Annotated in this window: 19 protein-coding genes; 13 read left to right on the top strand and 6 right to left on the bottom strand. The window is 65.6% G+C overall.

Features of this window, described 5'->3' with window-relative positions:
* Window positions 1–4 precede the first annotated feature (4 nt).
* Both CXY73_RS04655 and CXY73_RS04660 read left to right on the top strand, forming a co-directional pair.
* Window positions 5–916, top strand: a complete 912-nt coding sequence (locus CXY73_RS04655; RefSeq protein ID WP_104135636.1) for an alpha-1,2-fucosyltransferase — start codon at window positions 5–7, stop codon at window positions 914–916.
* Window positions 906–2,192, top strand: coding sequence for a lipopolysaccharide biosynthesis protein (locus CXY73_RS04660; protein WP_104135637.1), 1,287 nt, complete (start codon window positions 906–908; stop codon window positions 2,190–2,192). Before CXY73_RS04655 ends, CXY73_RS04660 begins: the two co-directional genes overlap by 11 nt.
* Here CXY73_RS04660 and CXY73_RS04665 read toward each other — a convergent pair.
* Window positions 2,106–3,686 (bottom strand): DUF2142 domain-containing protein, encoded by a 1,581-nt coding sequence (locus CXY73_RS04665; RefSeq protein WP_104135638.1) that lies wholly within the window; start codon window positions 3,684–3,686, stop codon window positions 2,106–2,108. The two genes, CXY73_RS04660 and CXY73_RS04665, sit on opposite strands and share 87 nt — an antisense overlap.
* An 89-nt stretch (window positions 3,687–3,775) precedes the next feature.
* Here CXY73_RS04665 and CXY73_RS04670 point away from each other — a divergent pair, with 89 nt between their 5' ends.
* The 5 genes from CXY73_RS04670 to CXY73_RS21835 all read left to right on the top strand — a co-directional run bounded on the left by CXY73_RS04670 (window position 3,776) and on the right by CXY73_RS21835 (window position 7,907).
* On the top strand, window positions 3,776–4,513 hold the full coding sequence (locus CXY73_RS04670) for a glycosyltransferase family 2 protein (RefSeq protein WP_104176992.1): 738 nt from the start codon (window positions 3,776–3,778) through the stop codon (window positions 4,511–4,513).
* Window positions 4,510–4,899 (top strand): DUF2304 domain-containing protein, encoded by a 390-nt coding sequence (locus tag CXY73_RS04675; protein ID WP_104135640.1) that lies wholly within the window; start codon window positions 4,510–4,512, stop codon window positions 4,897–4,899. Before CXY73_RS04670 ends, CXY73_RS04675 begins: the two co-directional genes overlap by 4 nt.
* 32 nt (window positions 4,900–4,931) lie before the next feature.
* Window positions 4,932–5,906 carry a UDP-glucose 4-epimerase GalE gene (gene galE, locus CXY73_RS04680; protein WP_104135641.1) on the top strand — a complete coding sequence of 325 codons (975 nt, stop codon included), beginning with the start codon at window positions 4,932–4,934 and terminating at the stop codon, window positions 5,904–5,906.
* Window positions 5,903–6,877: a glycosyltransferase family 2 protein gene (locus CXY73_RS04685; protein ID WP_104135642.1), complete on the top strand. Its 975-nt coding sequence runs from the start codon at window positions 5,903–5,905 to the stop codon at window positions 6,875–6,877. The genes galE (CXY73_RS04680) and CXY73_RS04685 overlap by 4 nt, the downstream gene beginning before the upstream one ends.
* 886 nt (window positions 6,878–7,763) lie before the next feature.
* Window positions 7,764–7,907, top strand: coding sequence for a hypothetical protein (locus tag CXY73_RS21835; protein WP_158253061.1), 144 nt, complete (start codon window positions 7,764–7,766; stop codon window positions 7,905–7,907).
* Between the two features lie 194 nt (window positions 7,908–8,101).
* On the opposite strand, the gene CXY73_RS04690 is transcribed toward CXY73_RS21835, so the two are convergent.
* From CXY73_RS04690 to CXY73_RS04705, 4 genes are all read right to left on the bottom strand, one after another.
* Entirely contained in the window at window positions 8,102–9,385 is a 1,284-nt protein-coding gene (locus CXY73_RS04690) for an O-antigen ligase (protein ID WP_104176993.1), read from the bottom strand.
* A gap of 22 nt (window positions 9,386–9,407) precedes the next feature.
* Entirely contained in the window at window positions 9,408–10,829 is a 1,422-nt protein-coding gene (locus tag CXY73_RS04695) for an O-antigen ligase (RefSeq protein ID WP_104176994.1), read from the bottom strand.
* A 121-nt stretch (window positions 10,830–10,950) separates the two neighbouring features.
* Window positions 10,951–12,417: an NAD(P)/FAD-dependent oxidoreductase gene (locus tag CXY73_RS04700; RefSeq protein WP_104176995.1), complete on the bottom strand. Its 1,467-nt coding sequence runs from the start codon at window positions 12,415–12,417 to the stop codon at window positions 10,951–10,953.
* Between the two features lie 96 nt (window positions 12,418–12,513).
* Window positions 12,514–13,692: an acyl-CoA dehydrogenase family protein gene (locus CXY73_RS04705; RefSeq protein WP_104135646.1), complete on the bottom strand. Its 1,179-nt coding sequence runs from the start codon at window positions 13,690–13,692 to the stop codon at window positions 12,514–12,516.
* A 124-nt stretch (window positions 13,693–13,816) separates the two neighbouring features.
* On the opposite strand from CXY73_RS04705, the gene manA reads away from it, so the two are divergent.
* Window positions 13,817–15,100: a mannose-6-phosphate isomerase, class I gene (manA, locus tag CXY73_RS04710; RefSeq protein ID WP_104176996.1), complete on the top strand. Its 1,284-nt coding sequence runs from the start codon at window positions 13,817–13,819 to the stop codon at window positions 15,098–15,100.
* A 25-nt stretch (window positions 15,101–15,125) separates the two neighbouring features.
* On the opposite strand, the gene CXY73_RS04715 is transcribed toward manA, so the two are convergent.
* A complete protein-coding gene (locus CXY73_RS04715) occupies window positions 15,126–16,082 on the bottom strand; it encodes a GlxA family transcriptional regulator (RefSeq protein ID WP_104135648.1) in 957 nt (318 codons plus the stop codon).
* Window positions 16,083–16,202: 120 nt separating this feature from the next.
* Here CXY73_RS04715 and CXY73_RS21840 point away from each other — a divergent pair, with 120 nt between their 5' ends.
* From CXY73_RS21840 to CXY73_RS04735, 5 genes are all read left to right on the top strand, one after another.
* The gene (locus tag CXY73_RS21840) at window positions 16,203–16,343 is read left to right on the top strand and encodes a hypothetical protein (protein WP_158254029.1); all 141 of its coding nucleotides are present in this window, start codon (window positions 16,203–16,205) and stop codon (window positions 16,341–16,343) included.
* Window positions 16,344–16,389: 46 nt separating this feature from the next.
* The gene (gene galE / locus CXY73_RS04720) at window positions 16,390–17,355 is read left to right on the top strand and encodes a UDP-glucose 4-epimerase GalE (RefSeq protein WP_104176997.1); all 966 of its coding nucleotides are present in this window, start codon (window positions 16,390–16,392) and stop codon (window positions 17,353–17,355) included.
* Window positions 17,356–17,559: 204 nt separating this feature from the next.
* Window positions 17,560–17,877, top strand: a complete 318-nt coding sequence (locus tag CXY73_RS04725; protein ID WP_104132008.1) for a WhiB family transcriptional regulator — start codon at window positions 17,560–17,562, stop codon at window positions 17,875–17,877.
* 195 nt (window positions 17,878–18,072) lie between these two features.
* Window positions 18,073–21,078 carry a glycosyltransferase family 2 protein gene (locus CXY73_RS04730; RefSeq protein ID WP_104176998.1) on the top strand — a complete coding sequence of 1,002 codons (3,006 nt, stop codon included), beginning with the start codon at window positions 18,073–18,075 and terminating at the stop codon, window positions 21,076–21,078.
* Complete coding sequence (locus tag CXY73_RS04735; RefSeq protein WP_104176999.1) at window positions 21,068–22,531, top strand: DUF5719 family protein; 1,464 nt, start codon at window positions 21,068–21,070, stop codon at window positions 22,529–22,531. Before CXY73_RS04730 ends, CXY73_RS04735 begins: the two co-directional genes overlap by 11 nt.
* The last annotated feature ends 73 nt before the right edge of the window (window positions 22,532–22,604 follow it).

The raw sequence follows: 22,604 nt of genomic DNA on the forward strand, positions 1-22,604 counted from the left end.
TGCAATGGCATCAGTGGACATTCGGGACGGTATTTGCGCGTATTTGCAAGGGGGGCTTGGTAACCAGCTCTTCATCGTTGCGGCAGGTTGGGAGCAGGCTAACCGGCTGGGGTGCCCGCTCTATATTGACGGCGCCAGGTTTCTCGGCGCTGACCCGATCGAGTTCGCCAAAGAGACTCCGCGCCACATCGATCTGGCTGCGGTGTCTCTTCCAGGGGTCGTACTCGGTACGAATTCACCCTGGTTCAAAAATTCGCCGCGTCGCCCGAAGCTGATTCGTCGGCCGGGCCGGTCGTCCGGGCGCCTCGCGGTGTATAGACAACCCGTTTTCGGTTTCGACGAGAAGATCAACGACATCACGGTCGGCACTACCATCGTGGGCTACTTTCAATCCCCGAAATACTTTGCGACCGTCGCCGATCGCGTGCACGACATGATTTGGAACGCCAGCACCACGGTGGCTGAAGACGTGCAGCTGCAACGAATTCAGGCCGATCCGCGCCTCACCGTGCACATGCGCCGCGGGGACTACCTGGGCGCGGCCACACGTGCTCACCATGGAATAGCATCCGCTGAATATTTTGAGCGGGCTATCGACCTGTGTGAACGCCTCGTGCCGGGTCAGCAGGCTCGGATCTTTTCAGACAGTCCGGTCGTGGCCAGGGAAGAACTCGGAACCCGGCCGAGACTGGAGTTCTTCGACGGCGTGGAGTCGCTGGGAACGGTCGCTACCCTCAAGGCGATGGCCCTGGGGCGCGGCTTCATCATGAGCAATTCGTCGTTCAGCTGGTGGGCGGCCTGGCTGATGAGTCGCCTCAGCGACCACCCGGTCGTCGCGCCCCGGCCGTGGGACACGTCGGGCGAAAGCGCCAGCGACTTGCTGCTGGCCGAGTGGATGACGCTCGATGCCCGATAACTTATCGCCGTCCGCTAAACCGAAAGCTCCTTCGTGGGCGAAGACCACCACCTGGCTGCTGTCGGCCACGGTGCTGCGCAATGTCGGACTGATCGTCATTCTGGTGATGCTCGCTCGGTTGACAGATCAGGAGACTGTGGGTCGCTACGCGATTGCGCTCGCGATCACCACGCCGATCTTTGTCATGGGCCAGCTGGGCCTGAAAAATGTGTACCTCACCATGCAGCGGGAATTTCGGTTTCGGTCGTATCTGAGCATTCAATTGGTCATGGCGGCGGCGGCCTTGCTGTTGAGCATGGGGATTGCTTTCGTCTTCAATCGTGACCTGTTGGTGACCGTGACGTTGGTGGCCGTGGTCAAGGTCGCCGACACCCTGTCGGAATTCTTCTCCGCACCGCTGCAGAAATACCATGCGGCACCGCGCATCTTCTGGGCATATCTGGCCAGTGCCGTACTGGGCAGCGGCGTCACGGGTGCAGCCCTGGTGTTCACGCAGCAACTGGACGTGGCCCTCGCCGGACTGGCCGGTACCTCGCTATTCGTCGCCTTGGTGCTCATGCTGTCGCCCGCCCGTCGATTGACGGCGCTGCACGAGACCGACGTGCACCGGGCCATCCTCCGGCGCTTGGATCGAACCGCAATTCTGCGCGCCGGGTTTCCGATGGGCGTGGCCGGAGCAATACTGGCGTTGGTCTCGTCGATGCCGCAGTATTTTTTGGCCAAGGACCACGGTGAGGCCACGGTGGGGTATTTCGTGGTGCTGCTCTACATCTTCGCGATCGTCGATATTTTTTCCGGCACGCTAACCCAGGCCTGGATTCCGCGCGCGCGTCAGGCTCGGCAGCTCACGACGGCAAACGATCCTTATCACTTCTTCAAGGCAGCTATGGCGAGCACCGGCTGGTGGACCCTAGCGTTGGCTCCGCTCGCCGTGGCCGGGCTGTGGATCATGTCAATTCTGTTGCCCGTGGTCCTCGGACCGGGCTATGAACTGACGCTCACGGTGGCCGTGCCGCTGGCCTTTGGCATCATTGTGCTGCCGGCCACGCACTTCGGCGGTACGGCCGTAGCCGTGCAGAACTATTATGTGCACGGCATCACGCTCAGTATCGCCTCGGCCAGCGTCTCCCTGTTGGCCTGTCTCGCGCTGGTGCCGACATTCGGAACGGCCGGCGCCCTATGGGCAGTCTCACTGGCTTACGGCGCGCGCGGAGTCATTGCGATTGTTATTCTCTTCCCCGGCGCGCGACTTCGGCGTGCTGCCACGGCGAGTTGACGGACGAGTAATGCTGCCGGCGAGCAGCACGAGTAGGGCAGCGAAAGCCAGCGATCCCAAGATCCAGATGGCTCCGGGGCCGACCGGGATGTTCCACCACCACTCGAGATTTGAGTCGAGGTTCAGACCGTTTTGATCGGCACCGGTGACGTAGCGCCGCAGGTTGTAGTGCAGGGCCAGCGCATTGGCCACGGACAGTGCGGCAATGACGCCGAGAACCTGAATTTTCGACAAGATTAGGCGCGGGCCGCGTGCGTTCAACAGCGCAACGCCGCCCAGCATAACAATCAGGGGCAAAATGTAACGAGGCTGGACCTCACTTCCCACCGCCACTTGCGACTGCACCAGGATGAAGGTGGGGATGATCCAGAGCGCGGCCAGAACCATGAGTACCGCCAGAAGTTTGCGCAGGGACCTCGAGGCGAGCCCGGAAAAGGCCAGGGCGGCAAAGCACCCGAGCCCGGCAACCCACACGACGGCTGGCATCAGGGTGTCCAGCCAGCCCAGTCCCCAATTTCCAAAGACACCAACCCAAAGGCCCGGCACGTTCAGGAAAATGTGCAGGATCAGGCCCAAGGAATTCTGTTCGACGCCGTCGTTCGGCGTCGAATTCAGGCCGGACGATACGAGCGTCGATTGCCCGGTCGAGAGATAGAAGACGATGGCGACCATCACGAGTACGATCGGCAGCAGGGCGGACAGAATCCAGCGTCGCTCCCAGCGTGCTGTGAGAAGCGTGACGACGCCAACGGCGATCACCGCGTAGACCGCGGCATCCGCTCGTGAACCCGCGCCCATGACGGTGGCAATGACGGCTAGTAGGCCAAGGGCGATTTTGCGGGCACCGGTCGTTTCAAAGAAACCGAGCAGCGCGAGCCAGAGGGTGCCGGCCGAGATGATGGCCCAGGCGCTGGGGTTGTTCGACGCTACCAGGAACATGCCAAGCGGAACCAGCGAAATTGCCCAGGACCAGAGCAGGGTCGGCCGCCGCTGGGCTGGAAGAAGGGCATAGAGGGCGGTGGTTAGGGCGACGAACAGCACGACATTGACGATGCGCATTACGACGGCCGAAAGTTCGATATTCGTTGAAGCGAACAGGTTCATCGTGAGGTAGTACACCGGCGGGTAGGCGCCGCTGAAATTGCCACGATCAGAGTCCACGAAGTCGCCGTAAGTATCGAACGAATCGCCCTGGCACGCTGCGCTTTCGTTGGCGTCGAAGGCGTAGCACGGGGCGATGAGGAGCGCGTTGGGAACGGATCTCTCATCCTCCTCTGTCGCTAGGTGACAGAGGCTGGTGTCTTCATTGGTAGCGCACCAGGTGCTGGCCAGATGGTAATCGTCGTCAGGACTGGCGCCAACAGGGGAGGCCAATGCCCAGGCCGACAAGGCCAGTATTGCCAGAATGGGTGCCACGACGGCGAATGCGGTGATTCTCGTTATTCTGTGCTTAACCTCGGACACGAACCGCAGAAGCTGATGTTTCCCATTCACATAGAAATCTTACCGGCCCGATCAGGCTCGGCCGTGGCGCCCGGGTCGTAAGGCGCGTAGACCGGAATCGGGCGAATAGACTGACGAGTATGAAATTGACGTTCGAGCAGACAGTGATTGTCATGCCCGCCTTCAATGAAGAGGAATGTGTAGCCGACGTCGTTACCGAGGTACTCGCTGCCCTCCCCGGCGTGTTGTGCCTGGTCGTGAGCGACGGATCCACCGACGCGACCGCCGCCCGGGCGCAAGCCGCCGGTGCCGTGGTCGTTACCCTGCCGTTCAATCTCGGCGTCGGCGCGGCGATGCGGGTGGGTTTTCGTTACGCACTCGATAACGGGTATCAGAACGTCGTTCAGATCGACTCAGATGGTCAGCACAATCCGGCGGAGGTTCCGTTTTTGCTAGCCGAACTGAAAGAGGCCGATCTGGTGCTGGGCGCGCGCTTCGCGGGCGCCGGCACGTACTCCGTGCGTGGACCACGCCGCTGGGCCATGACTTTTCTCGCTAGCATTCTGAGCCGACTCGTGAAAAGCCAGCTGACCGACACGACCTCCGGGTTTCGTGCCAGTGGCCCGAAGGCCGTAGCGATTTTCGCCAAGCACTATCCGGCCGAGTACCTAGGCGACACCATTGAAACGCTGGTCATCGCCGCGCGCGCGGGGTGTACCGTCAAGCAGGTTCCGGTGGCGATGCGACCACGCGCGGGAGGCACCCCCTCGCACAACCCGTTCAAGGCAGGGGCATATCTGGCCCGCGCTTTTCTGGCCCTGCTATTTGCCCTCATGCGGCCGGCCACGTTAGTGCACTCGGAGAGGACCGTTGCATGATTCCGTTCAGCCAGATTCTGGGGATCTGTGCGGCCGTGCTGGTACTTTTCGTGGTGATCGAGCTGTTGCGCCGCCGGCACCTGCGCGAACGTCATGCCATCTGGTGGTTCGTCGCGGGGCTGCTGGCCCTCGTGGCGGGTGTCTTTCCCCAAACACTCGAATGGTCGGCTGAACTGGTCGGCATCGAGGTTCCCAGCAACCTCATCTTCTTTCTGAGCATCGCCGTGTTGTTTATGGTGTGTCTGCAGCACAGTGCGGAGCTGACCGAGCTCGAAAGCAAGACCCGAGATCTGGCGGAACAGTCCGCTCTGCTGGAGCTGCGGGTACGGCAACTTGAGGCAATGGCGAGCAAGCCGGCGGCTCAGGACAGCACGCCGAACCCGTAAGCATCACCGCTAAAGAATGGCAAACTAAACAGGTGACAGTGCTTGTGACCGGCGGTGCCGGCTATATCGGTTCCCATGTGGTGCGTCTGCTCAGAGAGAGGGGCGATGACGTCGTCGTTGTCGACGACCTGGTCACGGGAGATCGAAACCGGATTGCCGACGTTCTTCTCGTCGAAATGGATCTCGCCCAGTCGAATGCACCGTCGATGCTCCAAACCGTCATGCACGAGCACAACGTCGACCGCGTCATCCACTTTGCGGGCCGCAAACAGGTTGGCGAATCGGTGGCTCGACCCGCCTGGTATTTTCAGCAGAATGTCGGATCGCTCGCCAACCTCCTGCTCGCCATGGAACAGGTGCGGGTCACGCAGATCGTCTTCTCCTCGTCGGCCGCAGTCTATGGAACCTCAGAGGGTGCCGCGCTGCGTGAAGACACACCGCGGCATCCGCTCAACGCCTACGGTGAGACCAAACTTATCGGCGAATGGCTGTTGTCGGATTCCGTCGGTGCTTTCGACCTGCGCGCCTGCAGCCTGCGCTATTTCAACGTGGCCGGCGCGGGTTGGGCTGAACTCGGCGATACTGCAGCCCTCAACCTGGTGCCCATGGTCTTTGAACGGCTCGATCAGGGCCTGGCGCCCCTTATCTTTGGGGATGACTACGACACCGTCGATGGAACGTGCGTGCGCGATTACATTCACGTGGCCGACCTCGCCGAGGCGCACCTGGCCGCCCTGGACGGCTTGGCCGGAGGGAGCGCGCGGCATGACGTCTACAACGTGGGTACGGGCCTCGGTTCGTCGGTGCGCGAGATGGTCGACGAGATTCTGCGGGTATCCGGTCTGAGTATCCTCCCCGAAATTCGCGAACGACGCCCGGGCGATCCGGCCATCGTCGTGGCCGACCCGGCAGCAATCTTCGCATCCATCGGGTGGACTGCCCGGCGTGGACTGGTCGACATTGTACAGTCGGCCTGGGACTCACACCTGCTCTTGCAGCGCTCATGAGAGACAGCGTCTCCGTTGCGCTGTGCACGTATAACGGCGCCGCGTATCTTGAAGAGCAGCTGCTCAGCATTGTGGGGCAGTCACTGCGTCCCGACCAGATCGTGGTGTCCGACGACGGGTCGACGGACAAGACGTTGGCGGTGCTGGAGCGGGTCACAGCGGCGTGGACCGATATCGACGTTGTGCTGCTGCAGAACGTGACCGCGCTTGGAGTGACCGCGAACTTTGAGCAGGCGCTCGCCGCCTGCACCGGCGACCTCATCGCGCTCTGCGACCAGGACGACATCTGGTGGCCCGAGCGCCTGGATCGTATGGTGGCCGAGTTCACCCGTCGGCCCATACTGCAGATGCTGCACGCCGACGCCCGACTCGTCGACGCTGACGGGGCGCCCCTCGGCTTCACGCTGTTGCAAACCCTGGGCGTGTCGCCCGCCGACCGGCGCGCCGTGCATGCGGGGCACGCCATCGACGCATACCTGCGGCGCAACATCGTCACCGGGGCGACGATGATGGTTCGGCGTGACCTGGTCGAGCAATCACGCCCCTTTCCCTCGGCGTGGGTCCATGACGAGTGGATGGCGATGGTCGCCGCTGCTACCGGGCTGGTCGACCTGCTCGAGGAGCCCCTCATCGACTATCGCCAGCACGGTGGCAACCAGATCGGTGTGACGACCCTCGACGCCACGGGCAAGCTCGGTCGGCTGCGCGCGCCGCGCACGGCGCGGAACGCGCGGTTGTGGGCGCGAGCCGCTGCGCTGCAGCAACGGGCATCGGGTTTCGAGCCGGCGGCATCCGCTTCGGTGCTGGCGCTGATCGACGCGAAACTCGCCCACGAGACGCGGCGCAGCGCGCTGCCGGCAGCCAGGGCGCTGCGCGTGGGGCCGATTGTGCGCGGCTGGCACGCGGGCGACTATTCCCGGTTCGGGCTGGGACTGCAAGACGTGCTGCGCGATTTGGTGCAGCCGGTCTGAGCTACCGGCGGGAAAACGGGATCACGGAGTGTCGTTAGGCCTGACCGGAAGGGACACTGTCGGGGCCACGGTGAAGAAGGCCGATTCTTTGTCACGGGACCAGCCTTGGTTGCGGGAGTCCCCGCCGTGTTCTATCCGGCAAACAGGCAACGCGCATTCTGCGTTCGCGCTCCGCGCCTTGCGACGCTCCCTCATTGTCAGCGAGCGTCGGCGCGAGGGCCGTGTGAATCACGGCCGCAACGATGCCATTCGCGAGCACCACTTTGGGTCATTTCGGCGACCGGACGGGCTGACGGTGGTCTGTAGGACTCTGGTGTGGGAGCCTTGACTGTGTCCGCCACCATTCTCAGGACGGTGCTCACAGCGCACGTGCCGGAGGTGACCGGACTGAACGTCGAGCTCGTTTACAGCCGGGCACGCCGGGCCGGGCACGCCGGGCCGGGCTCATGCCGGTCAATCCTGAAGCCCGGCCAGGTGCCACCGCGCGGGCGCAGGCTCGGCCGGTAGACTCTCGGCCGGCTGACACTCGGCCGGCTGACACTCGGCCGGCTGACACTGGGCACGCTGACACTGGGCACGCTCACCACGGTCCCCAGTACTCGGACAAAGTCCTGCAGCTACACCCTCTCCGCCGCCGCTACCATCTTCTTCTGCACCACCTTCATTAGTTCGACCGTCTTCAATGCCACCGCTTTCAGCACCAACCATTTCAGTACCACCCTCGCCGGTACCACTCTCATCAGCACTACTCCGCGCGGCACGACCCAGTGCGGAACCGGTCGGACGGGTCGGCCACGGATTCTTTGACAAGGGCACGACCGACATCGACCGTGGACTGTTGCTCTGCGGTCACTGCTACCGCCGACTCCATCAGGAAAGCTGGCGGGTGATCGCCGAGCAGGGCGAGCACGGCGGGTTCTGGCTGCAACCACCCGCGAACATCGACACGACACAGACGCTGATCCCGCTAGTGAACAAAAGCCCGCTCATGCTCGAATCGAAACGGCAGCAGGACGCCGACGTCAGCTGATGCATTCTGCTGCGGGCCGGATTACGCACGACCGCCAGCGCTGATCGCCTGGCGATCTGGCGGTCGCGGGGGGCTCGAACAGCGTGAGGGGCGCAGGTCGCAGACCGTCAGAGTTGACGGACGGACGGGCGATATCGGCGGGCTCGATGCGGAGCGCATTCTCGAGATCGGCCGGGCCCTTCCGTGGGCGGAGTCTATGTGGCGTCGGGGTGCGGCTTGTGCGGCAGGGCGCTGCGCCAGCTCAGACCCTGCGCGGCCTTGACCGCACAGATCACCAGCAGCAACCAGCCGAACTCAGACAGAATGGTGCTCTCCGCCGCGCTGGTCACCAGCAGGGTGACGAGTATGAGCGGCGCCCAGACGTAGACCAGCGAGCGCTTGTTCGAAGCGAGCAGCCAGGAACGCACGAAGGCCAGCAGTACGAGGGCGAGAAAAGCGAGAAAGCCGATCAATCCGACCTGAAAGTACACGTCAAGGTAGGCGTTGAGGCCGGTCAGATGCGCACGCCCGGTGGTGAATTCAAGCCAGCCGTATGGCGTGACGTCCTGCGGCCAGAATCCGGCCCAACCCCAGCCCTCGAGCGGATGCAGCTCCACCAGCCGCCACATCTCGCTCCAGAGCGAGTATCGCGCTTCAAACTCACTGCCGGCGTTGAGAGTGTCGATGATGGTCGTGCGACCGAGCCAGGCGGCGCCGGCGGCGACGAGGGCCGCGCTCAGGAGGCCGAGCTGCAGCATCCGTCTGCCGGCAACGGGGGTGCGACGCAAGCGGTAGAGCGCGAGCGCCGCGACGCTGACGCAGATCGCGACGACGACAACGACGGGGGAGCGGGAGAGTACCAGGCAGATACCGGCCAGCCACATCGAGCCGAGGCCGAGGCTGCGCGGAATCGACCGGGCGCGCAGCTCGACGTAGAAGGTGACCGCGGCGATGAGCGCGATGAGTCCGAAAACGTTGCGGGAGCCGAAGATGCCCTGGATCGGGCCGAGCTGGTCGATGTCGCCGACCACATCGAGAAAGGCGATCGGCAGGTCGAGCAGCAGACCGGAGAGCACTTCGAGCACGATCGAGAGGCCGAGAAGCACGCGCAGCACATCGCCGATGGCGCGCACCACCTGAAAGGTGTCGCGCACAAGGGCCACGTAGATGGCGAGGAATCCGACGGTGATTTGATAGCTGACGCCGATGAGCGTCTCGGTGACGTAGCCGCTCCACACGCCGGACACTGCGCACCAGGCCACGAACACGATGATCGAAATGGGCAGCAGGCCGTGCCATTCCACGATCGGGCGGCGGGCGAGCAGCGAGGCCACCGCGAGCAGGACGAGGCCGCCGAGAATACCGATGAGACCGGCCCAGCCCATGACGCTGCGCAGCAGATGGGTACTGAATGCGGTCGCCAAAATTATGAGCGTGAGTGCGGCCGCGAATTTCGGCGACGCGAGCACCCGGCGCAGGTCCTCGGGCAGGGTGGTCATGCTCTAATTTACCGCGCGCAGGTCACGGCATCGGCCTGGGCGCGTGCTGCTGCCGTTTGGTGACGACGGCGAGCACGATGAGAATCACCCAGCCGCTCTCGATGAGCAGTCGGCTCTCGGCCACGCTCTGCGCGATCAGCGCGGCGAGCAGCAGCAGGGGCAGCAGTGCGGAGACGGCGAACGGTTCGGTGTCTTCGATGCCGAGGCGCGGCCGGTCGACGGCGAGGAACCAGGCCCGCCAGAGAGTCGAGAAGACGAGGTCGGCGAACAGAACCACGCCGATGATGCCGAGCTGCAGCCAAACGTCGAGCCAGGCATTGTGCGCCTGCAGATAGGTGACGCCCTTGCGCACGGCGAGGTCGTTGAACGGTTCGACCCACGGCACCCAGTAGCTCACCCAGCCCCAGCCAAACAGGGGTCGCTCGAGGGCGAGCCCGGTGACGCTGGCCCAAATGTCGAAGCGGCCGGTGAGGTCGTTGCTGCGGCCGAGCAGGCCGAACAGTTGTGCGGAGAACAGTGCGAGCGCCGCTGCGATCGCCAAAACGGATGCCGTCGCCACGACATACAGCGGCCGCCGGTGCTCGTCGTGCAGTCGTCTGGCCCAGAGCGCGAACAACAGGGCCGCGACGACCGCGACGAGCGAGACGGTGACCGTGGCTGAGCGGGTGAGCAGTAGCATCCCGACGGCCAGCGCCAGCCAGACCAGTCCGGCGTTGCGCCTGACGATGTGGGCTCTCAGTTGCACGGTGAACACGATGATGGCTATCAAAGCCGTGAATCCGAGCAGGTTGCGGTTGGCGACGATGCCCTCGATTGGCCCGCCATTTAACAGTAGGCCCCTGCTCCAGTAGAAGGCGCCCGGCACGTCAGCGGTGCCGTAGTCGACGAAGAACGGGAGCACTTCGTGTTGCACAACAACCGCCACGAACAGCTCGAAGACAAGGGAGAGGGCGAGCACCCAGCGCAGGGCGCCGGCCAAGGTGCGCAGCAGCTCCGGCCAGGTGAGGGTCACGGCCAAAAACAGCGCAGCGAGGGTGGTGATCAGCTGCAGGATAACGCCGAGAGCGGAGGCCCCCGGGTAATACGACCACGCGATCGACAGGGTAGCCAGCAGCAGAAAGGCGGTGATGGTCTTCGGAAATTTGCGCCAGTTCAGAAGCGGGGCCAGGGCTGCCCGGCAGGTGTGGCCGCGGGCGATGTCGCGGTCGGTGGGGGTATCGTCGTCGACGGCTGCTTGCGCTGTGGCTGCATTGGCGGTTGCCCGACGGCGGGCGTTGTGGCGCTGGGTACCCAGGCCGATCACGCTGCCAATGACCACGATCACGGCGATGGCGCCGAAGCCCCACCAGCCGCCGAGGTTACGCCAAAACTGGCCGGCCAGAACCGTGAACCAGACGAAGGTCGCAAAGAGTCGAATGGCGAGACGACTCTGTACAGCGGACATGGATTTAGATTACCGGTGTTGTTCCGTTGGGTTTCGCGAGATTGTTCTACCGTGTCGCGAAAATGGGTAAACGGTTGCGTCGCGGTGGCTGAAACAACACTTCACCCGCTTTCGCGGAAAGTTAGCGGGTTGAGAGGGAAAGATCGGGGGAAACCAGAATGTTGTATTCGTGGGCCAGGGCGCTGAGGGCGGCGCGGTAGCCGCACATTCCATGCACGCCTGGGCCTGGCGCGGTCGACGACGAGCACAGGTAGACGCCGTCCAGGGGGGTGCGCCACGGGTCGCCCGAGAGCACCGGGCGGCGCACGAGTTGGGCCATGCTGACGGCTCCGGCCGCGATGTCGCCGCCCACATGATTGGGATTGTGGTTCTGCATCTGCGCGGCGGTCTGGCTGTAGGAGGCGAGAATGGTGTCGCGAAAGCCCGGGGCGAAGCGTTCGATCTGTCGGGTGATTTGCTCGGTCTGGTCGCGGGTGGAGCCCGCCGGCACGTGCGTATAGGCCCAGAGGGTGTGTTTTCCGGCGGGAGCGCGAGTGGCGTCGAGAATGCTCGGCTGCGCGGCGAGCACATAGGGTGATTCGGCGTGCCGCCCGCGGGCAACAGCGTTTTCGGCACGAGCCTGGTCGGCGCGGGTGCCGCCCACGTGCAGGGTCGGCGCTCGCCGTAAGTCGGTCGCGGTGAAGGGAACCGGTTCGGAGAGGGCGAAATCCACCTTGGCGACGGCGTTGCCGTAACGAAACCGTTTCATGGATGCCGCGTAGCTGGCGGGTAGGGCGCCGTCGGCGAGCTCGAAGAGGGCGCGTGGCGTCAGGTCGAGTAGCACGATGCGGGCCGGCGGCAGCTCTGCGAGGCTGACGATCTCGGCATCCGTCACGATCTCGCCGCCGTGCGCGAGCAGATCGTCGGCGAGGGCCCACACGATGGCGCCGCTTCCTCCGGTCGGAATCGGCCAGCCGCCGGCATGCGCGTGCGCGGCGAGCACGAGCCCGGCCCCGGCAGTAGACGGGCTCGGTAGCCGCCCGATCGAGTGGGCGAAGGTGCCGGTGAGTAACGCCGGCGCGGTCTCGCCGGTGAAGCGCCAGTTCCAGGCCGGGCCGCCCTGCTCGAGGGTGCGCAGCCCGAACCTGGTCAGGGTGAACGGATGCCGCGGCACCCGGAGCAGCGTATCCCCGGTGAGTTCGGCGATGGCGTGGATGTGGTCGACCAGGGGCTCGAGCAGGTTTAACCAGGCCGGGCCGTCGCGGCCGAGGCCGGCGGCCGTGCGTTCGATGTCGTGCCAGGCCACACCGGCCAGGCCGCCCGGCAGCGGATGCCCGTAGGAGATCTCGGGAACTGTGAGTTCGATGCGGTCCTTGAGGCCGAACTTCTGAAAGAACTCGGAGGCCAGGGCGAGCGGATGCACCGCGCTCCCGACATCGTGGTGAAACCCGGGCAGGGTGAGTTCGGCGGTGGCCGCCCCGCCACCGATCGCCGAGTTGCGCTCGTAGACGCGCACTCTGAGGCCAGCCCGGGCGAGAGTTACGGCGGCGGCGAGACCGTTCGGGCCGGATCCGACGACGATCGCGTCGAGCCCCTGGTCGGTCGTCACACGGGGCCGGACTGGAGTGGGCTCATTCCGACACCGTATCCCGGGCGGGGGCGCGGGCGCACCCCCGCCCGTGGATTCAGGGCCGTTGGGATCAGCTCAGACGAAGGCGGCCTGGCCGGTGATGGTGCGGCCCACGATGAGGGTGTTCATCTCCTGAGTGCCCTCGTAGGAATAAATGGCCTCGGCGTCGGCGAAGTGCCGGGCCACGTTGTACTCGAGGGTGACGCCGTTGCCGCCGAACAGCTCGCGGCACCAGGCCACGCTTTCCCGCATGCGGCTGGTTGTGTACGCCTTGGTCAGCGCGGAGTGCTCGTCGCGCTGCACGCCCTCGTCTTGCAGCTGCGACACCCGCACGACCATGCCGAGGCTTGCGGTGATGTTGCCGAGGCTCTTAACCAGCAGATCCTGCACGAGCTGGTGACCGCCGATGGGCTTGCCGAACTGCTCGCGTTCGTGAGCGTAGGCGACGGCCGCGTCGTAGGCGCCGATGGCATTGCCGACCGCCGCCCACGACACCTCGGCGCGCGTGGCCCGCAGCACCTTCGCGGTGTCCTTGAACGAGTTGGCGTTCTGCAGGCGCAGGCTCTCGGGAACGACCACGTCGGTCAACACGATGTCGGCGTTCTGCACCGCGCGCAGGCTGATCTTGCCCTCGATTTTGGTGGCACTGTACCCGGCGGTGTCGGTGGGAACGATGAAACCCTTGACCTGTTCGTCGGCCGTGTCCTTGGCCCAGATGATGGTCACGTCGCTGAAGGTGGCGTTGCCGATCCAGCGTTTGGCACCGTTCAACGTCCAGCTGTCACCGCTGCGCGTGGCGGTGGTGCGCAGGCCCTGCGCTGCGTCCGAGCCGCTCAACGGCTCGGTCAACCCGAACGCCCCCACGATCTCGCCCGAGGCCAGGCGCGGAATCCACTCGGCGCGCTGCTCGTCCGAGCCCGTCGCGTCGACCGTGCCGGCGGCGAGACCGGTCTGCACGCCGACGAAGGTGGCGACGGATGCGTCCACTCGCGCCAGTTCCAGCGCCACGAATCCCCGGAAAACTGCCGAATTCTCAAACGGTTTCGTGGACTCCCAGCCGAAGGAGTACACGCCGAGTTCGGCGAGGGGCTTGATGACCTGGGTGGGGAATTCGGCGCGGTCCCAGCATCCGTTTGCGATCGGCCGTACTTCGTGTTCGAGGTAGGCGCGCAGCTTGAGGATGGCCGCCTGTTCGGGCGCGGTGAGCAGGTTTTCGTAGCCGAAGAAGTCGCTGCCGAGTAGTTCAAAGTTCATGGATGCTCCGTTGCACGAGGGCGGCCGACGTGCGACCGGGGAAGTGCGCCCAGCCTAGGGTCGTTGGCTGGACGCCCCAACCCGGTTGGTAGTTTGGTCTAAACAGTTGTAGAAGGAGTCGTACATGTTTGTGGGCATCGCCAACACCCCGCGCAATTACGCATGGGGTTCCACCCATGCCATCGCTGACCTGCTCGGCCGCACGGCGTCGGGCGGGCCGGAGGCTGAACTGTGGTTGGGAGCCCACGCCGGGTCACCGTCGGTGATCGAGGACCCCGCGCTGGTCGGCGGTTTTTTGGACCTCGCCGCGTGGATTGCTGCGGCGCCGGAGGTGGCACTCGGTGCTGATTGGGCCAGTCGAGAAGTGGATGCGGCCCCACGCCTCCCATTTCTGCTCAAGATTCTCGCGGCCGGTCGCCCGCTGTCGCTGCAGGCGCACCCGACGAGCGAGCAGGCCCGCACCGGGTTCGAGCTTGAGAATGAGGCGGGCGTTGCCATCGACGCTGGCAATCGCAACTACCGCGATCCGTTCCACAAGCCCGAGCTGCTCGTTGCGCTCAGCGACACCTTCGAAGCGCTCTGCGGCTTTCGGCCGCTCGCTGAGGTACGCGGCATTATTGCCGAGTTGCGGATGCTCGATCTCGCGACCGAGAATCCGCAGGCCTCCATCATCGACCTGCTCGAGAGCCACCTGACGCGGGGCCTGCCCGACACCGTCGACTGGCTGCTGCGCGATGGGCGCGGCGGAGATTCGGGCGAGGTGAAATGGCTGGTCGAACGGGTCGTGGCGCTCGCCGAACACGCCGAGTTTCTGGCCGAGGGGGGAGCGGCCATCGGCTATGCCCGCGAACTGGCGGCGGTGCGTGTGCTCGCCGCCGAGTATCCCGGCGACCCTGGAATCGTGCTCGCCCTATTGCTGAACCGGGTCTCCCTGCAGCGCGGCGAGGCGATGTTTCTGCCAGCCGGCAACATCCACGCGTATCTATCCGGGCTCGGCGTCGAACTCATGGCCGCCTCCGATAATGTGCTGCGCGGCGGGCTGACTCCCAAGCACATCGACATCGAGGAGCTGCTCGCGGTACTCGACTTCACTCCGGCACCCTCGCCGTACCTCGTGCCGATCGTCGACGCGCCCGGGGTATTGCGGTATCGGCCGGACGTGCCCGACTTCGAGCTCGTGCAGATCGAAGCGGATGCCGACGCCGCGACGTCGACGCCCGTCACGATGCGGCAGATCACCCTGACCGGTCCGGCGATTGCCATCTGCACGGCTGGCGGGTTTCTGGTGGCCGGGGCCGCGTCATCGCGGCCGCTCAAGCGCGGCCAGGCCGTGTACATCACGCCCGACGAGGGCACGCTGACCTTCGCCGGAACCGGCGAGGTGTTTCTGGCGACGACGGGCGCGTAGCCGCGCTGCGCCTGTCGGTGGCGGGCTAGCTGGCCTTGCGGGGGCCAAATGCCCGCCGGTAGGCGGTAGGCGTGGTCTGCAGAACCTGCAGAAAATGATGGCGCATCACGGCCGCCCCACCGAAGCCGGTGTCGACGGCGATCTCCTCAAGGCTGTTTGAGGAGTCCTCGAGCAATTCCTGCGCCCGAAGCAGCCGCTGCCGATTGAGCCAGCGGGTCGGCGTGGTGCCGAGTTCGGCGCGAAACCGGCGGGCGAAGGTGCGCGGCGACATAAGCGACTTGCGGGCGAGCAGATCGACGGGTAATTCCTGGTCGAGGTGGCGCAGCATCCACTCGGTGACGGCGGCGAAGGATTCGTCCTGGCAGTCGACGACCGGCGCTTCGATGTACTGTGACTGGCCGCCATCGCGCTGCGGCGGCACCACCATGCGGCGCGCGATCACGTTCGCGACAGTCGCGCCCAGTTCCTTGCGTACGATGTGCAGCGCAGCATCAATGCCGGCGGCGGTGCCGGCTCCGGTGACGACGTGGTCGTCTTCCACAAACAGCACGTCGGGGTCGACGGTTGTGTTCGGGTAGGTCCGGGCGAGGGCTTCGGTGTACATCCAGTGGGTGGTGCTGCGGCGCCCATCGAGGATGCCAGCCTCGGCCAGTACGAACGCGCCGCTGCACACGCTGAGCACCCAGGCGCCACGGGCCTCGGCGTCGCGCACGACCTGCAGCACGCGCGGGTCGATCGCCGCACCGGTCTCGTACGCAGGGATCGCGATCAGGTCCGCGTCGGCGGCAGCCGAGAGGTCGTCGTGCACGACGATTTCAAAGCCGATCTTGGTGCGAATCGGGCCGGGTTCGGCGGCGACGACGTGAAAGTCGAACGCCGGCCCGCCGTGCGCGCTGCGATCGATGCCGAACACCTCGCAGATGACGCCGAATTCGAACGGCGCCAGACCCGGAAGGGTGACGCAGACGATTTTTTGAAGCATGGGCATCCGTTCTGCTGAGATGGAACCGGAAACGGGAAACACTGGATCTGGCAGGAATGTGTCGAACAACGTCTACTCTGCCGCTCGCGGCAGAAAAGCACAATACATAGAGTTCCTGCCATGTTCATCTTTATGTTTCTCCTCACAGTCCTCGCGATTGCTGCTGTTGTGGCCTCGATTCGCTCCACCGGGCGCGACGGTTACGGTCGCCAAGCCATCAGAGAAACCGACGACGAGGAGGCACTGATTCGCCGGCGCTAGCCTGAAGCGGTGGCACATCGGTGCCACCGGGAACGAGCGGGGCAGTATGACGTGGTTGGTAACTGGCGGAGCGGGCTATATCGGAGCCCATGTGGTGCGCGCTTTTCAGGCTGAAGGGCTCGACGTGGTCGTGCTCGACGACCTCTCGAGTGGCCACGAATCTTTCGTGCCAGCCACAGTGCCCTTCGTACGCGGCAGCGTGCTTGACGGCGACCTGCTCGTGCACACCTTTCGCGAGCATGACGTGCACGGCGTCGTGCACGTCGCCGGATTCAAGTACGCCGGCGTTTCGGTGCAACGCCCCCTGCACACCTACGAACAAAACGTCACCGCGACGGCCACGCTCCTCGCCGCCATGGACGCGGCGGCGATCGACCGCATCGTGTTCTCCTCGAGCGCTGCGGTCTACGGCACGCCGCACACCGACCTCGTCACCGAAAGTACCGCGAAAAGCCCGGAATCGCCCTACGGCGAATCCAAACTGATCGGCGAATGGCTGCTGCGCGACCAGGGTGTCGCGACCGGCCTGCGGCACACCTCGCTGCGCTACTTCAACGTCGTCGGCTCGGGCGAACTCAGCCTGAGCGATACCAGCCCGCACAACCTCTTTCCCCTGGTCTTTGCCGCTCTGCTCGATGGTCGCACCCCGCGCATCAACGGCGATGACTATGCCACGCCGGACGGCACCTGCGTACGGGACTACATCCACGTCGCTGATCTGGCCCTCTCGCACGTCGCCGCCGCCGGCCGGCTCGACGCCAAGGAGGCGATCGAGCCGGTCTACAACCTCGGCAGTGGCGACGGCGTCTCGGTCGGCGAGATCATGGCGACCGTGCGCCGGGTCACCGGCATCGACTTCAGCCCGGAAATCGGACCGCGCCGCGTGGGTGACCCCGATCGCATCGTCGCGTCCGGTGCGCTCGCGGCCCGTGATCTGCGCTGGAACATGCGCCACACGCTCGAGCAGATGGTGCAGAGCGCCTGGGACTCTTCCCGCGCTGCCGTGCATTGAGGGTCGACACGCCGCCGAGGGCGCCGATCGTACTGTGTTCGCAACGTTCAGGTACCCCCGAGTAGCCGAATTTTGTCGCCGTTGGCGCGTCGCAACTCTCTAGCCCGTATTGAGGGTTTACGATTTGCGACTTGACGCGATCGAATTACACGGGTGTAATTAGGTGCGGCACCAGTTGGTGCGGATCGAGCGCTGGGAGACGATATGGCATTACCTGACTATCGTTCCGGAGTACCAGAGGACTGGTTCGTTGACCCCGTCACCCTCGGTGTTCCGGGAGTACGACAAGACCACGGCGACGAGAACCTGCTGGCCTGGCAGGCCGATTCCCTCTGCGCGCAGACCGACCCCGAGGCATTCTTCCCCGAAAAAGGCGGTTCCACCCGCGACGCCAAGAAGATTTGCTCCGGCTGCGAGGTGCGCAGCGAATGCCTCGAGTACGCGCTCAGCAATGATGAGCGGTTCGGCATCTGGGGCGGGCTGTCCGAGCGCGAACGTCGCAAACTGCGCAAGCGCGCCTAACCTAATTCGCGCAGTTTTAAGCGGATGCTGCCAGCCGGCTCGGCCCGGGTGCAGTCCCCTCAGCCCTTGCGCCGGGCTGACGTGGTCGGCAGCGGGCCATGTTGCGGCTGCGCTTCGCTATTGCCCTGCCAATATTTGAGGCGCGCCCTCTCGCTTGAGGTGCAGCGACCGATCCCGACCTAGGCTGGTGCTGTTATGCAACCGAGAGTCACCGCCATCCTTGTCGCCCGAAACGGCGCGAAACACCTTGAGCGAACTCTCAAGGCGCTGTCGTTGCAAACCCGCAAACCCGACATTGTGATCATGGTGGACTGCGGATCGAGCGATAAGACGGCCAAGATGCTGGCCGATTTTGGGCCGACACAGTTTATTGCCGCCGATGCTGACCTGAACTTCGGGCAGGCGATTGCCGCCGCCGTGCGCGTGACCACGCCGCCCACGCACGACCGGGAGCTGCTCTGGCTGCTCGCCCAAGACAGCGCCCCAGACCCGACCGCGCTCGAAGTCTTGGTCGATGCGCTCGAGATTGCGCAGTCCGTTGCGGTGGCCGGTCCCAAGATCATGGAGTGGATCGCCAGCGAGTACATTCACAACTTCGGCGAGTCGATGACGCCGTTTGGCGCGACCGTCACCCTGGTGGAGAGTGAACTCGATCAGGGCCAGCACGATGGGCTGAGCGATGTCCTCGCCGTCAGCGCCGGTGGAATGCTCGTGCGCCACCAAGTGTGGGAACAGCTGGGTGGTTTCGACCCAGCCCTTACGGTCGTCGACGACTCCCTCGACTTCTGCGTGCGGGTGCGCCTCGCCGGGTATCGCGTGTCGGTTGTTCCGGCCGCCCGGGTAGCCTCGGCCGGCGACGGCGTGGCCGGACCTAACCAGTCATCCCGGGGGCGCCTGCGCCGCCGCCGGGTGCGGGCCGAACGTTCGGCGCAGCTGCACCGCCGCCTGGTCTACGCGCCAGCCGGAGTGCTCGCCCTGCACTGGCTGACCCTGCTGCCGCTCGCCTTCATCCGCTCGATCGGGCAGCTGCTGCGCAAGGAGCCCGGCGCGATCGTAGGCGAATTCTCGGCTGCGTTCGGCGCCGCTTTCAACGGCATGCGGGTGAGAAGCGCCCGCCACACCTTTGCCAAGACCCGCACTCTCGGCTGGGATGCCATCTCCACCCTGCGCGTTCCCTCGGTCGAAGTTCGGCGGCGGCACTCGCTCAAACGGGAGGCGAGCTTGTTCGGCCTGCACGGCGAACGCGCCGAAATTCGGTTCTTCTCCGGCGGCGGAGCCTGGACCATGCTCGCCGCCGCGGTTGTCGGCATCGTGATGATGGTGCCGCTGCTTGGTGCCGACACTCTCATCGGGGGCGGGCTGCTGCCGCTGTCGCCAAGCCTGCCTGAACTGTGGGCAAGCGTCGGCTACGGCTGGCGCGACCTCGGACTCGGTTTTGTCGGCGCCGCCGACCCGTTTGCCGCTGTGCTGGCCGTGCTCGGCTCCATCGCGTTCTGGTCGCCGTCCTTTGCCTTCGTGCTGGTCTATGCGCTCGCCTTTCCACTCGCTGCGGTCGGCGCCTGGATGGCTGCGACCCGCCTGACCGACCGGGGCAGCCTGCGCGCCCTGGCCGCCACCCTGTGGGTGCTGGCCCCGAGCTTTCTGGTCGCCCTTGCCGATGCCCGCCCGGCCGCCATCCTCGTGCATCTGCTGCTGCCGTGGCTGTTTTTCAACTGGTTCGCGGCCGCGCGTACCTGGTCGTCTTCCGCCTCGGCTGCACTGCTGTTCGCGGCGGTCGTGGCCTGTGCGCCCTCTCTCGCCCCGGCGCTGCTCGTGGTCTGGCTGCTCAGCGTGGCCATCGCCGGTCGTCGCGTGATGCGTTTCATTGGCATTCCGCTGCCGGCGTTGGCGCTCGCGCTTCCGCTCATTGCCGACCAAGGCCTGCGTGGCACCTGGCTGAACCTCGTCGCAGACCCGGGCCTGCCCGTGTCGAGCGCTCACACACCGACCCTGCAACTGCTGCTCGGGCTGCCCGGAGGCAGCGGCTGGGCTGACGTCCTCGATCAGTTCGGGGTGCCCGGTCTCGACCCCCAGCTGCTCGTGCCCATCCTGCTCGCACCCATCGCCGTGCTCGCCCTGTTGGCGCTGCTGCTGCCGGGCGCCCGGCTCGCGGGCGGCGCCTGGCTGGTCGCCCTGCTCGGATTCACCACAGCCCTCGCCGCCAACCAGCTCGTTCTGGCCGCCATCGGTGCCGAACCGGTACGCGTCTGGTCGGGCGCCGGGCTCAGCCTGTACTGGCTCGGCCTAGTCGGCGCCGTCCTGATCGGCCTGCGCGCCCTGCGCCGGTTCGCAGCGGCGCCCGGAGTCGTCGCCGCCCTCGCCCTGGTCGTCGTGGTGCTGCCCCTTCTGGCGTCACTGCACCTCGGCACCGCCGCCGTGCGCGAGGGAACCGGGCGGACCCAGCCGGCCTTCGTTGCCGCCGAAGCGCAGATCGATGACCGGGTCGGCACCCTGAAGCTCGTTCCGCAGGCCGATGGCGGCCTGCTTGCCACGATCGAACGCGGTGTCGGCGCCACGCTGAACCAGCAATCCACCCTGGACAGCACCGACCAAAGGCTGAGTGTCCGCGAGAAAGCACTCGCCGAGCTCGCCGGCAACCTGGCCTCACGCAGCGGGCTCGACACCAGCGCAGGTCTGGCCGAATTCGGCATCCGCTTCATTGTCTTACAGCCGGCCGACGCTGATGTTCTCGCCGGTGACACCCCGCTGCGCACCGAAACCGCCCTGGACGGAAATGCCGCGCTGGCCCCAGTGGGCGACACCGAATTCGGGCGACTGTGGCAGTTCGGCGAAACGGATGCTGGCGGCGGCGTTCCAGCGCCGGCTCGTGCTGGCGGCGTCTTCGGCCTGATCACCCTGCTGATCGCCGTCGCCGTGGTGGGCAGCGCCGTGCTGCTGTCGCTGCCGATCGGCGCGGGCCGCGAAGCCGTGCGCCAGGCCAACCGCGATGCGATTCGCCGCGCGGCCAAGGCCAACGCCAGGCAGAAACCGAAACGCACGCGCCGGGGCAAGAACGTTGCCGCTGCCGATCTGGACGCCGATCGGGAACCGCCGCGCGGTACCGATTTAGAGGCCGACCTGGCCATGGACCGGGAAACCGGCGTCGGTACCGGGCTGGAATCGTCGACGGAAGACGCTGTGGAGAACGATCATGCCCGCTAGAAGCACACTCGCCCGCATTGGCAGTCGGGCCGGCCGCGGCGTGCTCGGTCTCGTCGGCATCGCCGTCGTCGTCGCTGTCGGCGCGGCCTCGATCCTCGTGACGCTGCCGACCATTGAGAACGAACCGCAGTTGAGCGAGATCGCGCCGCTGCCGAGCGAGCAGCAACGGGTCTGCCCTGGCCCGCTGCTGACCCTCGCCGAGGATTCGACGCAGGCTCAGTCGGCGTCGAGTGTCGGGTCGGCAGCGGCCGTGTATGGCGCTATCGAAGCCGACGAAAGCGAGTTCGACCAGATTCGCCCCGAGGTTACCGAGATCAGTGCGGTCGACGACTCCAACAGTCGGCAGCAACCGCTGCTGCTGACTGTTCCCGTGCAGGACGGCGTCACCGTGCCGCCGCTCGTCACCGGCAGTCAGTCGCAGGTCGTCAGCACCGACACCCTGGGCGGGCTCGCTGTCGCGGCCTGCACCGAAGCGGCCAGCGAGAGCTGGATCGTCGGAGGATCCACCGATATCGGCGGCAGTAGCCTGCTGCTGCTCAGTAACCCGACGACCGTGCTGGCGACCGTCGACGTCACCGTTCACGGTGAGAGTGGGCTCGTCGACGCGCCCGGCGCCTCCGGCATCCTGGTGCAGCCCGGCGAGCAGCGTGTCATTTCTCTGGCCGGTCTCGCCCCGAACCTGAAATCCCCGGTCGTGCGTGTTTCGTCGCGTGGCGGGCAGGTAGCGGCAGCACTGGAGCAGAGCAGCATCCGGGGGATTGAACCCGGCGGAGTCGAGATCATCGGCGCCACCGCCACACCGGCACCCAACCAGACCATCGCCGGGGTGCGTGTCACGTCGGCCGTTGCCGCGGACACCGTCACCACCGGCGAGGGGTTCAACGCCGACACCCCATCAATTCGGGTGTTTGTGCCCGGCACCGAGCCGGCGACCGTGCAGATCGGCGTCACCAGTGCCGACGGGGCTGCCGACGGCACCTCGACCCAGGTTAAGATTGAGCCCGGCGTGGCGACCGAGGTTCCGCTGTCACCATTGACCGTGGGTAGTTTTTCGGTGAAATTACGCTCCGACCAGCCGATCGTCGCGGCTGCCCGCACTTCCAGCGCGGGCGCTGACGGCCGGGACTTCGCTTGGTTCGCGGCCTCGGCACCACTCGAGGGTTCGTTCACGGTAGCCGTCGCCGAGGGGCCAGCACCGACCCTGCACCTCGTCAACGGCGGGGGAGCGAATGCTGCGCTCACCCTCACGCCCGATCGCGGCTCTCCCGTTGAGCTACAGGTCGACGCCGGGGCGAGCGCGACAGTTCCGCTAGTGAGTGGGGCTCGCTATCTGGTGAGCGGCGGGGAGTCGGTGTGGGCGCTCGTGGACTACTCCGGCGAGGGCTTGCTGTCGTCATTCACAGTGAACCCGCCTGGACCGCTCGCGTCGTCGATCCGTGTCTACACGCACTAGCTGTTTGTCGTTCCGGGGTCTTCGGGAGTCTTCGGAGGTCTCTGTTTGCTTTTGGGACTCTCGCCCGGAACGT

Origin of the sequence: Cryobacterium sp. Y50 (assembly GCF_002929805.1) — a bacterium.
Lineage (GTDB): Bacteria > Actinomycetota > Actinomycetes > Actinomycetales > Microbacteriaceae > Cryobacterium.